Annotated in this window: 17 protein-coding genes; 7 read left to right on the forward strand and 10 right to left on the reverse strand. The window is 64.1% G+C overall.

Annotated features, from left to right (window positions below):
• Positions 1-2: 2 nt before the first annotated feature.
• Positions 3-206 (reverse strand): twin transmembrane helix small protein, encoded by a 204-nt coding sequence (locus ACW9H9_RS13165; RefSeq protein WP_457343626.1) that lies wholly within the window; start codon positions 204-206, stop codon positions 3-5.
• Between the two features lie 80 nt (positions 207-286).
• Here ACW9H9_RS13165 and ACW9H9_RS13170 point away from each other — a divergent pair, with 80 nt between their 5' ends.
• The 5 genes from ACW9H9_RS13170 to ACW9H9_RS13190 are packed head-to-tail and all read left to right on the forward strand — an operon-like array spanning position 287 to position 4,189.
• Positions 287-1,027, forward strand: coding sequence for an SURF1 family protein (locus tag ACW9H9_RS13170; RefSeq protein WP_457343627.1), 741 nt, complete (start codon positions 287-289; stop codon positions 1,025-1,027).
• Positions 993-1,580, forward strand: a complete 588-nt coding sequence (locus ACW9H9_RS13175) for a hypothetical protein (protein WP_457343628.1) — start codon at positions 993-995, stop codon at positions 1,578-1,580. The genes ACW9H9_RS13170 and ACW9H9_RS13175 overlap by 35 nt, the downstream gene beginning before the upstream one ends.
• 10 nt (positions 1,581-1,590) lie before the next feature.
• Positions 1,591-2,670, forward strand: coding sequence for a COX15/CtaA family protein (locus ACW9H9_RS13180; protein WP_457343629.1), 1,080 nt, complete (start codon positions 1,591-1,593; stop codon positions 2,668-2,670).
• On the forward strand, positions 2,658-3,557 hold the full coding sequence (gene cyoE, locus ACW9H9_RS13185) for a heme o synthase (RefSeq protein WP_457343630.1): 900 nt from the start codon (positions 2,658-2,660) through the stop codon (positions 3,555-3,557). The genes ACW9H9_RS13180 and cyoE overlap by 13 nt, the downstream gene beginning before the upstream one ends.
• Positions 3,554-4,189: an SCO family protein gene (locus ACW9H9_RS13190; protein WP_457343631.1), complete on the forward strand. Its 636-nt coding sequence runs from the start codon at positions 3,554-3,556 to the stop codon at positions 4,187-4,189. Before cyoE ends, ACW9H9_RS13190 begins: the two co-directional genes overlap by 4 nt.
• A gap of 33 nt (positions 4,190-4,222) precedes the next feature.
• On the opposite strand, the gene ACW9H9_RS13195 is transcribed toward ACW9H9_RS13190, so the two are convergent.
• From ACW9H9_RS13195 to ACW9H9_RS13205, 3 genes are read right to left on the reverse strand one after another with little or no spacing between them, the layout of a single operon-like run.
• Positions 4,223-4,996, reverse strand: a complete 774-nt coding sequence (locus ACW9H9_RS13195) for a MetQ/NlpA family ABC transporter substrate-binding protein (protein WP_457343632.1) — start codon at positions 4,994-4,996, stop codon at positions 4,223-4,225.
• Between the two features lie 49 nt (positions 4,997-5,045).
• On the reverse strand, positions 5,046-5,720 hold the full coding sequence (locus ACW9H9_RS13200; RefSeq protein ID WP_457343633.1) for a methionine ABC transporter permease: 675 nt from the start codon (positions 5,718-5,720) through the stop codon (positions 5,046-5,048).
• Positions 5,720-6,727 carry a methionine ABC transporter ATP-binding protein gene (locus ACW9H9_RS13205; protein ID WP_457343634.1) on the reverse strand — a complete coding sequence of 336 codons (1,008 nt, stop codon included), beginning with the start codon at positions 6,725-6,727 and terminating at the stop codon, positions 5,720-5,722. Before ACW9H9_RS13205 ends, ACW9H9_RS13200 begins: the two co-directional genes overlap by 1 nt.
• Positions 6,728-6,995: 268 nt before the next feature.
• On the opposite strand from ACW9H9_RS13205, the gene katE reads away from it, so the two are divergent.
• Positions 6,996-9,128 carry a catalase HPII gene (gene katE / locus ACW9H9_RS13210; RefSeq protein WP_457343636.1) on the forward strand — a complete coding sequence of 711 codons (2,133 nt, stop codon included), beginning with the start codon at positions 6,996-6,998 and terminating at the stop codon, positions 9,126-9,128.
• A 66-nt stretch (positions 9,129-9,194) separates the two neighbouring features.
• On the opposite strand, the gene ACW9H9_RS13215 is transcribed toward katE, so the two are convergent.
• The 4 genes from ACW9H9_RS13215 to zur are packed head-to-tail and all read right to left on the reverse strand — an operon-like array spanning position 9,195 to position 11,985.
• Positions 9,195-9,914, reverse strand: coding sequence for a PA5502 family lipoprotein (locus ACW9H9_RS13215; RefSeq protein ID WP_457343637.1), 720 nt, complete (start codon positions 9,912-9,914; stop codon positions 9,195-9,197).
• Between the two features lie 37 nt (positions 9,915-9,951).
• The gene (gene znuB, locus ACW9H9_RS13220) at positions 9,952-10,740 is read right to left on the reverse strand and encodes a zinc ABC transporter permease subunit ZnuB (RefSeq protein WP_457343638.1); all 789 of its coding nucleotides are present in this window, start codon (positions 10,738-10,740) and stop codon (positions 9,952-9,954) included.
• Positions 10,733-11,503 (reverse strand): zinc ABC transporter ATP-binding protein ZnuC, encoded by a 771-nt coding sequence (znuC, locus tag ACW9H9_RS13225; RefSeq protein ID WP_457343639.1) that lies wholly within the window; start codon positions 11,501-11,503, stop codon positions 10,733-10,735. Before znuC ends, znuB begins: the two co-directional genes overlap by 8 nt.
• Positions 11,503-11,985 (reverse strand): zinc uptake transcriptional repressor Zur, encoded by a 483-nt coding sequence (gene zur, locus ACW9H9_RS13230; RefSeq protein ID WP_457343640.1) that lies wholly within the window; start codon positions 11,983-11,985, stop codon positions 11,503-11,505. The genes znuC and zur overlap by 1 nt, the downstream gene beginning before the upstream one ends.
• 58 nt (positions 11,986-12,043) lie before the next feature.
• On the opposite strand from zur, the gene ACW9H9_RS13235 reads away from it, so the two are divergent.
• A complete protein-coding gene (locus ACW9H9_RS13235) occupies positions 12,044-12,973 on the forward strand; it encodes a zinc ABC transporter substrate-binding protein (protein ID WP_457343641.1) in 930 nt (309 codons plus the stop codon).
• A gap of 60 nt (positions 12,974-13,033) precedes the next feature.
• Here ACW9H9_RS13235 and ACW9H9_RS13240 read toward each other — a convergent pair whose 3' ends face one another.
• Positions 13,034-13,987, reverse strand: a complete 954-nt coding sequence (locus tag ACW9H9_RS13240) for a homoserine kinase (protein WP_457343642.1) — start codon at positions 13,985-13,987, stop codon at positions 13,034-13,036.
• A 56-nt stretch (positions 13,988-14,043) separates the two neighbouring features.
• Positions 14,044-14,334 (reverse strand): DUF2782 domain-containing protein, encoded by a 291-nt coding sequence (locus ACW9H9_RS13245; protein ID WP_457343643.1) that lies wholly within the window; start codon positions 14,332-14,334, stop codon positions 14,044-14,046.
• Between the last annotated feature and the right edge of the window lie 6 nt (positions 14,335-14,340).

A 14,340-nucleotide genomic window follows, 5' to 3' on the forward strand; every position in this document is an offset into this window, starting at 1 on the left:
GTTTACCACGGCGCGTGTGACACCAGCTGGCCGCTGAAAAAGCCCCAGGTGATCAACGCCAGGGTGATCACGGCCAGCACCACACGTACGGTCAAGGCGGTGACGAGGCGGTTGGCGTTGCCCTCGTCCTTGACCAGAAAAAACAAGCCACTGAACAGGCTCACGACGGTAGCGATCAGCATCAGGGCAATGATGGCTTTGAGCATGGTCGGGCTCCGGGCGCTTATGGGGGGCGGGCAATGAGAGTCAGTATAGCCAGCGCGGTCATCCGCCCTGCGGTAACGCCATGAAACGCTTTCGCCCGGGCATTGCGCCGACGCTGGTGGTGTTCTTGCTGCTGCCGGTGCTGGTGGACCTGGGGTTCTGGCAACTGTCGCGAGGCCATGAAAAACACGTGCTGCTGGACACCTACGCCGAGCGCCGCGCCGCCGAACCCATCAGCAGCATACAGTTGACGGCCATGGCCGACCCGGCCTTTCGCCGGGTCCACCTGCGTGGCCAGTTCGATGCGGCGCACAGCGTGTGGCTGGACAACCGCCTGCGCGACGGCAAGGCTGGCGTCGAGTTGCTGCAACCCTTTCACGACCAGGCCAGCGGCCTGTGGCTGTTGCTCAATCGCGGCTGGGTGCCCTGGCCCGACCGGCGCACGCCGCCCGTGTTCACCACCCCCGAGCAGCCGTTGAACATCGATGCGTGGGTGTACGTCCCCCCCGGCGAAACCTTCCAGCTGCACGCCGACCCTGCGGGCACGGCCTGGCCTCGCCTGCTGACCGCCCTGCACCCCGGCGCGCTGTGGGCCGAACTGGGCCGCGACGGCTTCGCCTACGAGCTGCGCGCCGACGCGGGCCCGGCCACGTACGACACCCGCTGGCCGGTGGTGGCCATGGGCCCGGAAAAACACCAGGGCTACGCCGTGCAATGGTTCGCCATGGCGCTGGCGCTGCTGGGCCTTTACCTCTACCTCGGATGGCACAACGCAAAGGAGCCGCACCATGGGGACAGCCATGAATCCACCCAACACCTCTGATGCCCTGCCCGACCGGCGCAAGGGGCGCTGGCAACTGCTGTTGATCCTGGCAATGGTGATCGGCCCCATCGTGCTCGCCACCTTTATGTACAAATTGCAGTTCTGGGTGCCGCACAGCCGCAGCTACCACGGTGAGCTGATCGGCAATGGCCAGACCCGCGCCGACATCGGCGTGCAGGCCAGTGAGACGCGCTGGCAACTGCTGGTCACCGCACCGGCCGCCTGCGCCGCCGACTGCCAGCAATTGGTGTACCTCGCCCGCCAATTGCAGATCGGCCTGGGCCGCGACGCCTCCCGCGCCAGCCACGCCCTGGCCGTGGCGCAGCCGCTCAGCGGCGAATACAGCGCCATGCTTGAGGCCGAGTACCCGCAATTGCAGCGTTACCCGCTGGACGTGCCCACCTTTAATAAAGCAGCCGCCGCCCATGGCGAGGCCCAGCTCTGGATCGTCGACCCCCACGGCAACCTCGTGCTGCGCTATGGCGCCGGGGTCAAGGGCAAGGACCTGCTCAACGACCTGCGCCATCTGCTGAAACTGTCGAACATCGGATAAGGGCACCGTCATGGCCAAACCTGGATTTCGCCTCGCGTTGTTTGCCACCCTGCTCGCGCTGATCGTGGTGCTGCTGGGGGCCTACACCCGCCTGACCCACGCAGGCCTCGGCTGCCCGGACTGGCCGGGCTGCTACGGCTTTATCAGCGTGCCGAAAAGCGAGGCCCAGCTGGCCCATGCCGAGCTGAATTTCCCGCACGCGCCGGTGGAGGCGGACAAGGGCTGGAACGAGATGGTCCACCGCTATTTTGCCGGGACCCTGGGCCTGTTGATCGTGCTGTTGGCGGCGCGGGCCTGGGCCGATCGCCAGCGCCCCGGGCAGCCGTTGAAGCTGCCGCTGTTTGTGCTGGCGGTGGTGTTCACCCAGGCGGCGTTTGGCATGTGGACGGTCACGCTCAAGCTCTGGCCGCAAGTGGTCACCGGCCATCTGCTGGGCGGCTTCGCCACCTTGAGCCTGCTGTTTTTGCTGACGTTGCGGTTGTCCGGCGTGTTACCGGCGTTGATCGTGCCCCGGCGCCTGCAACACTGGGCCACGGCCGGGCTGGTGCTGGTGATCGGCCAGATCGCGCTGGGCGGCTGGGTGAGTGCCAATTACGCGGCGGTGGCGTGCATCGACTTGCCCACCTGCCACGGGGAGTGGTGGCCCGCGGCAGACTTCGCCAACGGCTTTCACCTCACCCAGCACATCGGCCCCAATTATCTGGGGGGGCAGTTGGACAGCGACGCGCGCACGGCGATTCACCTCACCCACCGGGCGGGCGCGCTGGCGGTCACCGCCGTGTTGCTGGGGTTGGCGTGGCAGCTCAAGGGCGTGGGCATGACGCGCCTTGCCGGGCTGCTGCTGGTGGCGCTCGCCACCCAAATCGGCCTGGGCCTGAGCAACGTGTATTTCCATTTGCCACTGCCGGTGGCGGTTGCCCATAACGCGGGCGGTGCGGCGTTGTTGCTGACCCTGGTGCTGGTCAACTACCACGCCCGGACCAGCCTGGTGCGGGTGCGGCACCTATCGCTGTTCGGCTGGCGCTTGAGCCCGCGTAAACACGTGGCGGGCCTGGTCACGATCAAAGGAGAAATGCCATGGCGGCCTTGACCGGCGTGCGCCACCGCCAGGCGCTCTGGCGCGATTACCTGGAGCTGACCAAGCCCAAGGTGGTGGTGCTGATGCTCATCACCTCGCTGGTGGGGATGTTCCTCGCCACCCGCGCCGGGGTGCCGTGGACGGTGCTGGTGTTCGGCAACCTGGGGATCGGCCTGTGTGCGGGCGGCGCGGCGGCGGTCAACCATGTGGTGGACCGGCGTATCGACGCGGTGATGGCGCGCACCCATAAACGGCCGCTGGCAGAGGGCCGGGTTTCACCGCTCGCCGCGTTGACCTTCGCCCTGCTGCTGGCGGTAGCCGGGCTGGCGCTGTTGCTGGCGTTCACCAACACGCTGGCCGCCTGGCTAACGCTGGCGTCGCTGCTGGGGTACGCGGTGATCTATACGGGCTTTCTCAAGCGGGCCACGCCGCAGAACATCGTGATCGGCGGCCTGGCCGGTGCCGCGCCGCCGCTGTTGGGGTGGGTGGCGGTCACGGGGCATGTCAGCGCCGAGCCGCTGTTGCTGGTGCTGATCATCTTTGCCTGGACCCCGCCGCATTTCTGGGCGCTGGCCATCCACCGCAAGGAGGAATACGCCAAGGCCGACATCCCGATGCTGCCGGTGACCCACGGCGAGCACTACACCAAGGTGCACATCCTGCTCTACACCTTCGCCCTGCTGGCGGTGAGCCTCATGCCGTATGTGATCCACATGAGCGGCCCGCTGTACCTGGGCTGCGCGCTGCTATTGGGTGCGCGCTTTCTGCAATGGGCCTGGGTGCTGTACCGTGGCAGTCGGCCGCACGCGGCGATCAACACCTTCAAGTACTCTATCGGGTACTTATTCGCGCTGTTTATCGCCCTGCTCGTAGACCACTACTTATTGTTGAACCTATGACTCGAACTCAAAAAACTGTCTTCATCCTGGTGGCCGTGGTCGCGTTGATCATGGGCCTGACCGTCAACAAAGTGCTGAACGGCAAGGGCCAGGGCGACACCACGGCGCTGATCGACGCGGGCATTATCCTGCTGCCACAAAGCCGCCAGCTGCCGCCGGTGACGATGACCAACCAGGACGGCCAGCCGGTGCTGGTCAATGAGTTGAAGGGCAAGTGGAGCCTGCTGTTTTTTGGCTACACCTTCTGCCCCGACATCTGCCCGACCACCCTGGCGCAGTTGCGGCAAATCAAGAGCGAACTGCCCAAGGACGCGGTGGGCAACTTGCAGGTGATTTTGGTGAGCGTGGACCCGAACCGCGACACGCCAACCCAGCTCAAGCAATACCTGGGCTACTTTGACCCGCAGTTTGAAGGCCTGACCGGCGCGAACGTGGAGGACGTGCAGAAGGTGTCGAATGCCGTGAGCATCCCGTTCATCCCCGCCGACACCAGCAAACCCAACTACACGGTTGACCACAGCGGCAACCTGGCGCTGATCGGCCCGGACGGCACCCAGCGCGGGTTTATTCGCGGGCCGTTGAACAACCAGAAACTGGTCGCCCAACTGCCCGGCTTGCTGGGGCGCAAGTAACCGGCTGCGCAGGCGCCGCCGGGAGGTGCTGGCTTAGAACGCCGGCAGGATGGCGCCTTTGTACTTCTCGGCAATGAACGCTTTCACTTCAGGGGTGTGCAGCGCGGCAACCAGCTTTTTCACCGCGTCCGACTCTTTGTTGTCTTCGCGGGTCACCAGGATATTCACGTACGGCGAGTCTTTGCCTTCGATGGCCAGGGCGTCCTTGGACGGGTCCAGCTTGGCTTCCAGCGCATAGTTGGTGTTGATCAGCGCCAGGTCGACCTGGGTCAGTACGCGCGGCAGGGTGGCGGCTTCCAGCTCACGGAATTTCAGGCCTTTAGGGTTGCCGGAAATATCCTTGACGGTCGACAGAATGTTGGTCGGGTCTTTGAGGGTGATCAGGCCTTTGTGGGCCAGCAGCAACAGCGCGCGGCCGCCGTTGGTGGCGTCGTTCGGGATCACCACGTTGGCGCCGCTTGGCAGCTCTTCCAGGGTTTTGTACTTGCTGGAGTAGGCGCCCAGGGGCTCGACGTGCACGGCGCCAACGCTCACCAGGTGGGTGCCCTTGGCTTTGTTGAACTCATCCAGGTACGGCTGGTGCTGGAAGAAGTTGGCGTCCAGTCGCTTTTCGGCCACTTGCACGTTGGGTTGTACGTAGTCGGTGAAGACTTTGACCTGCAGGTCTACGCCTTCTTTGGCGAGCACAGGTTTCACGAATTCGAGGATTTCTGCGTGCGGCACCGGCGAGGCGGCGACGGTCAGTGTCTCGGCGGCGTGGGCGGAAAACGCGGCGACGGCAGCGAAAGCAACCAGTAGTTTTTTCATCAACGAGCTCCTTGTTCGGGCATGTACGGGCGAGTGCCCGCAATGGCCGTTATTTTCGAGAAAAGTGCACCACCAGCTTGTCGCCGACGGTTTGTAGAATTTGCACCAGGATCAACAGCATCACCACGGTGACCACCATCACGTCGGTCTGGAAACGCTGGTATCCAAAACGGATTGCCAGGTCGCCCAGCCCACCGGCGCCCACCACACCGGCCATGGCCGTGTAGGAAACCAGTGTAATCGCCGTCACCGTAATCGCAGCAAAGATGCCCGGGCGGGCTTCCGGCAGCAGCGCGTTGGTGATGATCTGCCGGGTGGTGGCGCCCATGGATTGGGTCGCCTCGATGATGCCGCGGTCCACTTCACGCAGGGCTGTTTCCACCAGCCGCGCAAAGAACGGCGTGGCGCCCACCACCAGCGGCGGAATCGCCCCGGCAACGCCCAGTGACGTGCCAGTGATGAGCACGGTGAACGGAATCATCACGATCAACAAAATGATGAACGGCAGCGAACGCAGGATGTTCACGACCAGCGACAGCAGCGCGTACAGGCTTTTTTGCTCGAACAGCTGGCGCGGGCTGCACAGGAACAACAGCACGCCCAGCGGCAGGCCGAGCAGGATGGTGAACAGCAGCGAGCCGAACAGCATGGTCAGGGTGTCGCCCGTGGCCAGCCAGATTTCAGACCAGTCGATGTTGGCGAAGAAACTCAACAACATGTCCATTAGCGCAGTACCTCCATGTGCACGTCGGCGGCCGTGAAGCGCGCAAAGGCGGCGTCCATGTCGCCACCGCTAATGGCGAGGGTCAGTTGCCCGTAGGGAATGTCTTTGATGCGGTCGATACGACCGGCCAGGATGCTGTAGTCCACACCTGTTTCGCGAGCGATGGTGCCCAGCAATGGCGCGTAGGTCGCTTCGCCCTGGAACGTCAGGCGCACGATGCGGCCGGGGACGTGCGCGAAGTCATCGCGCTGCTCGCCTTCATCGACCTGTTCGGACTCTTGCACAAAACGTTTGGTGGTCGGGTGCGTGGGGTGCAGGAACACCTGCGCCACCGGGCCCTGCTCCACGATCACGCCAGCGTCCATCACGGCCACCTGGTCGCACACGCGGCGGATCACGTCCATCTCGTGGGTGATGAGCACGATGGTCAGCTTCAGTTCGCGGTTGATCTCGGCCAGCAGTTGCAGCACCGAGGCCGTGGTTTGCGGGTCGAGGGCGCTGGTAGCCTCGTCACACAGCAGTATTTTAGGTTGGGTGGCCAGGGCGCGGGCGATGCCGACGCGCTGCTTCTGGCCGCCGGACAATTGCGCCGGGTACTTCTTGGCGTGGTCGGACAAGCCCACCCGCGCCAGCAGTTCGGCCACGCGCAGGTCGATGTCTTTGCGCGACAGCTCGCCCGCCAGTGTCAGCGGCAGCGCGACGTTGTCGGCCACGGTCTTGGAGGCCAGCAGGTTGAAGTGCTGGAAGATCATCCCGACTTGCTGGCGGAAACGGCGCAGGCCATTGGCGTCCAGGGCGGTGACGTCTTCGCCGTCGACCTTGATCTGACCGCCGCTGGGTTGCTCCAGGCGATTGATCAGGCGCAGCAGGGTACTTTTTCCTGCGCCGGAATGGCCGATCAGGCCAAACACCTGGCCGTTTTCAACCTGCAGGCTGGTGGCGTGCAGGGCGGGAATATCCTGACCGGCGACGCGGTAGGTTTTATAGACGTTTTGAAACTCGATCACGTAGCGAACCTTGTGGGGCGCATGGAAAAAAGATCAGCGGTAAGCCGGGCGCGCATTTTAGCCTGTCCGTATAGCGTTTCTTAGCATTTATTTCGCGAGTAACCAGCGATTTGGCAATAACGCGATCAAAGGTCATAAAAAAGGAACGGCGCAAAACCGTGCCAGTCACTACTCAAGTAACTCGCTATTACCGGGTGCCGTGCCCGGCGTATGGCTGAACAAGCGCCGGGGATCACTCTGGCCACTGTGAACGAGGAGTTTTTGTCTGATGAGCACTAAAAAGCCCGTAGCCCCGCCCACCAGTGAATTGGCGGGAACCGACACCCTGGACCGAGGCAACACCAACGCCAAGCTGCAAAGCCTGGAAACGTTTCGCTCCGACGCCACCGGCCAGGCGCTGCGCACCAACCAGGGCGTCAAAATCGCCGACAACCAGAACACCTTGAAGGTAGGCGCCCGTGGGCCGTCGCTGCTGGAAGACTTCATCATGCGTGAAAAAATCACGCACTTTGACCACGAGCGCATCCCCGAGCGCATCGTGCACGCCCGGGGCACCGGGGCCCATGGTTACTTCCAGACCTACCAGAACCATGCGGCGCTGACCAAGGCCGGTTTTTTGCAGGACCCGGGCCATAAAACCCCGGTGTTCGTGCGTTTTTCCACCGTGCAGGGCCCGCGTGGTTCTGGCGACACCGTGCGCGATGTGCGCGGCTTTGCCGTGAAGTTCTTCACCGATGAAGGCAACTTCGACTTGGTGGGCAACAACATGCCGGTGTTTTTCATACAGGACGCGATCAAGTTTCCTGACTTCGTGCATGCGGTAAAACCCGAGCCGCACAACGAAATCCCTACGGGCGGCTCGGCTCACGACACGTTCTGGGACTTCGTTTCCCTGGTGCCGGAATCCGCGCATATGGTGATTTGGGCCATGTCCGACCGGGCCATTCCCAAAAGCCTGCGGACCATGCAAGGCTTTGGCGTACACACCTTTCGCCTGATCAACGCCGAAGGCCGGTCGTCTTTCGTCAAATTCCATTGGCGGCCAACGGCGGGCACCTGTTCGCTGGTGTGGGACGAGGCCCAGAGGCTGGCCGGTAAAGACACCGATTACCACCGCCGCGACCTGTGGGAGTCCATCGAGTCTGGCGATTACCCGGAGTGGGAGTTGGGCGTGCAGATCGTCGCCGAAGAGGACGAACACACCTTCGATTTCGACATTCTCGACCCCACCAAGCTGATTCCCGAAGAGTTGGTGCCGATCACGCCGCTGGGCAAGATGGTGCTCAACCGCAACCCGGATAACTTCTTTGCGGAGGTCGAGCAGGTGGCCTTCTGCCCGGGCCATATCGTGCCGGGCATCGACTTCTCCAATGACCCGCTGCTGCAAGGCCGGCTGTTTTCCTACACCGACACGCAGATCAGCCGACTAGGCGGGCCGAATTTTCACGAGTTGCCGATCAACCGCCCGCTGGCGCCTTACCACAACGGCCAACGTGACGGCATGCACCGCACCACGGTCGACAAGGGCCGCGCTGCCTACGAGCCGAACTCCATCGACAACGGCTGGCCGAAGGAAACCCCGGCGGCGGCCCAGGACGGCGGTTTTGAGAGTTACCCGGAGCGTATCGACGCGCACAAGGTCCGTGAGCGCAGTGAATCGTTCAGCGACCACTTCTCCCAGGCCCGTCTGTTTTTCCACAGCATGAGCAAGCACGAGCAGGAGCACATCATTGCGGGCTACAGCTTTGAGCTGGGCAAGGTGGAGCGTGAGCACATCCGCGCCCGCCAGGTGAACGAGATTCTGGCCAATATCGACCTTGAGCTGGCCGGACGCGTGGCGCAGAACCTCGGGCTGGCGGCGCCGAAAAAAGGCACGGTGCCGGCGCGCAAGACGTCGCTGTCGCACTCCCCGGCGCTGAGCCAGGTCAACCTGCTGTCGGGGGATATCAAGACCCGCAAGGTCGCGATTTTGGCCGCCAACGGGGTGGACGGCGCGGCGATTGAAGCGCTGAAACAGGCGCTCCAGGCCCAAGGCGCTCACGCCAAGGTGTTGGGGCCGACGTCGGCGCCAGTGACCACGGCCGAGGGCAAAAGCCTGGCGGTGGATGCGTCCATGGAGGGCCTGCCTTCGGTGGCGTTCGACGCGGTGTTTGTGCCGGGCGGCGCGCAGTCGGTGCAGGCGTTGAGCGGGGACGGCGTGGCGTTGCACTACGTGCTGGAGGCCTACAAGCACCTGAAGGCGATTGCACTGGCCGGTGAGGCCAAGCAGTTGCTGGCGGTGTTGAAGCTGGAGGCGGATGCCGGGCTTATCGTGGACGGCGATACCCAGGCGTTTTTTGCCGCGATCGCCCAGCACCGGGTCTGGGCGCGTGAGCCCAAGGCCAAGGCGGTTCCGGCCTGAGGCCGTGCGCTAAACCCACAGGCCCCCGGCGTTGAACGCGGGGGGCCTGCTTATGGGCGGCAGGTGTCAGTCTGCCTTGCGTGGGATCAACACCACTTGGGCGGGGACGTTTTTCAGGATTTGCCGGTGGATCTTCAGGTCATACGCCGCGTCGATGCGTTTGACCCGCTTGGTCAGCAAGGTGGCCAGCCAAGGGTAGTCCTGGGTACGCGGCGCCTGAATGCTCACGTCACACTGGTAATTCACCACATCGGTGGCGATCGCATCCAGTTGGTGGCGAAGTTCGGACATATCCGTAAGGTTCAGCGCCACCGTGGTGCTCTCGGCCGCCGGGTCGATCACCCGTGCCTGGGGTTTGGCTTCGGCGGCTTTCAAGGCGGCTTCGGCTTTGTCCAGCTCGGCCTTGCGCGCATGGCTGATGGCGCTGTTGACGCCGCCGGTCAGGGCAGGCGCCTTGGGCATCAGTGCGCGGGCACGGCTCAGGGCGGTGGCGGCGGCGTTGACGTCACCTTTTTGCAGCACGATCTGGCTGCGCTGCAAATAGGCTTCGGCCAACTGGCGCTGGTATGGCTCCAGTGCCGGGTCGTTGGGCGACTGGGCCTGCAACGCGGCCAGCTGGTCTTCGGCGGTGGCGAGTTCGCTGCTGGCCAGGTTTTGTTCCAGCTGCGCGATGGCCGCCGCGTGCGCGTCCGGCGCCGGTGGGGCGACGGGCGGTGTGCTCTGGCAGGCGCCCAGCAGCAGGGAAAATGCGGCAAGGAGCAGATAACGGGAGGTGAACAGCTTCATTCCTGCGACTCTCTAATTGCGCAAAAAGCGAGCAAGTCTACACCCCTCGACGGGGCAGGACAAAACTCAGCAGAAACAGGGCGGCCGCCGTGACCACAATCGACGGCCCGGCCGGGGTGTCCTTGAACCAGGACAACGCCAGGCCACCACACACGGCCAGCATCCCCAACAGGCTGGCGCCGAGGGCCATTTGCTCCGGTGAGCGGGCATGGCGCTGGGCGGCGGCGGCCGGGATGATCAGCAGCGAGGTGATCAACAATACGCCGACAATCTTCATTGCGACAGCGATCACGATGGCGATGAGCAGCATCAGGGTCATGCGCAGCGCCGCCACGGGCAGGCCTTCGACGGTGGCCAGTTCCTCGTGCACGGTGATGGCCAGCAGCGGGCGCCACAGCGTCAGCAGCAACACCAGCACCGCCGCGCTGCCGCCCAGGATCCAGGCGAGGTCGGTGGGGCTGATGGCCAGCAGGTCACCGAACAGGTAGGCCATGAGGTCGATGCGCACTTCGTGCATGAAGCTCAATACCACCAGGCCCAGGGACAAGGTGCTCGGCGCCAGGATGCCCAGCAGGGTGTCCGACGCCAGCGGCTGGCGCTGTTGCAGGGTCACCAGCAGCACCGCCAGCAGCAGGCAGCCCACCGTCACGGCCAGCGTGGGGCTCACGTCCAGCAAAAAGCCCATGGCCACGCCCAGCAGCGCGGCGTGGGACAGGGTGTCGCCAAAATAGGCCATGCGCCGCCAGACCACGAATGAGCCCAGCGGGCCCGCCACCAGGGCCAGGGCCAGGCCTGCCAGCAGGGCGTAGAGCAGAAAATCAGCCATGCGTGCAGCCATCTCCGTGAACGTGGGGGGCGGTGACCACGGCGCCGTGCAGGTCGTGGGCGTGGTCGTGATGGTGGTGGTACACCGCAAGGCTGGGCGCGTTCTTGCCGAACAGCTCGACGAACGCCGGGTCGCCGCTGACCTGCTCGGGGTGGCCGGAGCAGCACACGTGGCGGTTGAGGCACACCACCTGATCGGTGGTGCTCATGACCAGGTGCAGGTCGTGGGACACCATCAGCACGCCGCAGCCATGGCGGTCGCGCAGGCGGGTGATGAGGCTGTACAGCTCGGCCTGGCCGGCCACGTCGACGCCTTGTACCGGCTCGTCGAGCACCAGCAGCTCGGGCTCGCGCAGCAGCGCACGGGCCAGCAGCACGCGCTGCATTTCACCGCCGGAGATGCTTTGCACGGGGCTGTCGATGACCTGCTCGGCGCCGACCTCCTTGAGGGCGGCCAGCGCCCGCGGGCGATCGACACCCGGTACCAGGCGCAAGAAGCGCAGCACTGACAGCGGCAAGGTCGGGTCTACGTGCAATTTTTGCGGCATGTAACCCACCCGCAGCTTGGGCTTGCGCCACACGCTGCCGCTGTCGGGCTTGAGCAGCCCGAGCACGGCGCGCACCAGGGTGGTCTTGCCAGCGCCGTTGGGGCCGATCAGCGTGACGATCTGCCGGGGCTCCACGCTCAGGGCGATGTTGTCCAGCACCGCTTGCCCGGCGAATGTAACGCCCACCTGGTCCAGGCGGATTAACGCAGTGCTCATCAAGCCCCCTGGCAGCCTGCGCAGAGGCCGACCACTTCGACGGTTTGGCCTTCGACTTTAAAGCCCACGTCGGCGGCGCTCTGAATAATCGCGTCGCTGATGCTTTTTTGTTCAAGTTCGATGGCGGCGTGGCAATCGCGGCAGATCAGGAACTGGCCCTGGTGCGCGTGTTCCGGGTGGCTGCAACCGACAAACGCGTTGAGCGAGGCGATGCGGTGCACCAGGCCGTTTTCCAGCAGGAAGTCCAGCGCACGGTACACCGTGGGTGGCGCGGCGCGGCGGCCGTCCTGTTCGCTGAGCACGCCCAGAATGTCGTAGGCGCCCAGCGGCTTGTGGCTCTGCCACACCAGCTCCAGCACCCGGCGGCGCAGGGCGGTCAGGCGCAGGCCTTGACGGGTGCACAGGGCATCAGCCTCCGACAGTGCGCTGTGGACGCAATGAGAGTGGTCATGAGGGCGGCTGGCAAGCGGGGTTTTTGGCATGAGCGGCAACAGAATGTTGTGAGAGACGTTATTATGTTACCCGTTCCTGCCTTCCAGAGTGCTCATCGTGTCCAGACTTTTTCCTGTTTTTGTCGTATTTGTCACCAGTTTGTTCATCGCCAGCGCCGCTCAGGCCGAGGTTCGGGTACTCACCAGCATCAAACCTTTACAGCTGATTGCCGCCGCAGTGCAGGACGGTGTGGCCGTTCCCGAGGTACTGCTGCCGCCGGGCGCGTCACCGCATAACTACGCGCTGCGCCCCTCCGATGTACGGCGTGTGCAGGAGGTGGACCTGCTGTATTGGATTGGCCCGGATATGGAAAGCTTCCTGCCGCGCGTGCTCAAGGGCCGCAGCCTGCCGACCGTGGCGGTGCAGGATTTGCCCGGCATGAAGCTGCGTCGTTTCGCCGAAGACAGCCACTCCCATGCCGAAGAAGCCGACGAGCATGACCACGATCACCGCCCGGGCAGCCTGGACGCGCACTTGTGGCTGTCGACGGTCAACGCCCGGGTGATTGCGGCGCGCATGGCGGCGGACCTCAGTGCCGCCGACCCGGCCAATGCCGAGCGCTATCAGAGCAACGCCAAGGCGTTTGAAGGCCGCATGGACGCGTTGGATGCCCGCCTCAAAGCGCGCATGGCCGACGTGGCGGGCAAACCATATTTTGTGTTCCACGAGGCCTTTGATTATTTCGAGGATGCCTATGGCCTCAAGCACGCCGGGGTGTTCAGCGTGGCAGCAGAAGTGCAGCCCGGCGCCCAGCACGTGGCGGCCATGCGCACGCGTTTGCAGGAAGTGGGCAAGACGTGTGTGTTCAGCGAACCACCGCTGCGCCCGCGCCTGGCGGAAACGCTGGTGGCCGGTTTGCCGGTGAAGCTGGCGGAGTTGGATGCGTTGGGCGGTTACACCCCGGCGAGCGCTCAAGGTTATGAGCAGGTGCTGGACAAGTTGGGCAACGATTTGGCCGGGTGCCTGGAATCGCTTTAAACCACACCGCACCACACAGGGGGAGCCGGCACGCCTGCTCCCCCCTTTTTTTGAGCGGCGTTACAGCACGAACGGCAGCGCGACGCTGACCTGCTGGCGTTGCGCCAGGCGATGTTCGAACTCTGCCGGGTCGTGGATCAGCACGTCCTGGCCTGCAAACGACTCGGCGGCAATCAGTCGCGACAACCAGAACCGCACACACGCCACTCGCAACAGGGTCGGCCACAGCTGCGCTTCTTTGGCGGTAAACGGCCGCAACGCCGCATAAGCCCCCAGCAACGCCCGCGCCCGCTGGCCGTCGAGCACGCCCGCGGCGTCCGAGCACCAGTCGTTCAGGGCGATGGCCACGTCGTAGAGCATCGGGCCCGAGCAGGCGTTGTAGAAGTCGATCAGCCCGGTCAGGTGTGTGCCTTCAAACATCGCGTTGTCGCGGAACAGGTCGGCATGGATGTTGGCGCGGGGCAGCTCGATGATCGGCTGTTTGTGGGCCTGGATTTCGTCCAGTGCGTCCTGCAGCAGGCGCTGCTGGGCCGGGTTCAGGTGCGAGATCAGCTTGGCGCCTTCACCGAGCATCCAGTCCAGGCCGCGGTCGGTCTTGCGCTTGAGCATCTTGTCGCCCTGGGTGGCCAGGTGCAGGTGCCCCAGCAACTCGCCCACCTGGGCGCAGTGCTGCGCGTTGGCCTCCTTGATGTGCTTGCCCGCCAGGCGCGGCTGCAACAGCGCAGGCTTGCCGGCCAGTTCGCGCAAGGCCACGCCGTCGGTGGTGCGCAGGGCGTAAGGCACCGGCAGGTCGGCGGCGTGGAGCACGTCGAGCAGGTCGATGAAAAAGGGCATTTCCTGCACGGGGCCGCGCTCGACCAGGGTCAGGACGAACTCGCCCTGTTCCAGGCTGATGAAAAAATTGGTGTTTTCGCTACCAGCGGCAATCCCCTGGAAATCGAGCAGCCGGCCAAGCCCATAGGGCGCAAGAAAGGTTTCCAGCTCGGGCCGAGCCAGGGGGGTGAACACAGACATGGTTAGGGCTGCCGTGACGGGCGCTGCGACAGGCAGCGCCGGTTAAAGTTAAGAATTCATTTCCATTCAAAGATCTTCCATGACGGAATCAGCATATCCGGCTGGTCAGAGCGGATGAAGTTTGCGTCGGTTCCATCCGCGCGCACCAGGAAATACGGCGGTGCACCCTTTGGGGTGACCTTGATTGCATACAAAAAGCCATTCTGGCGGTATTCCTGAATGGTCTTGTCGCCTTCGGTGCGGATGGTCACTTCGGGATCTGCCGAAGGGCCGCTGTCGGCTGCCATGGCGGCCAGCGGAAGGCATGCAATCAAGCCGGTCAACAACAGGCGATTCACTGTACGCATGATAAC

This window comes from Pseudomonas sp. SDO5215_S409, assembly GCF_054071325.1.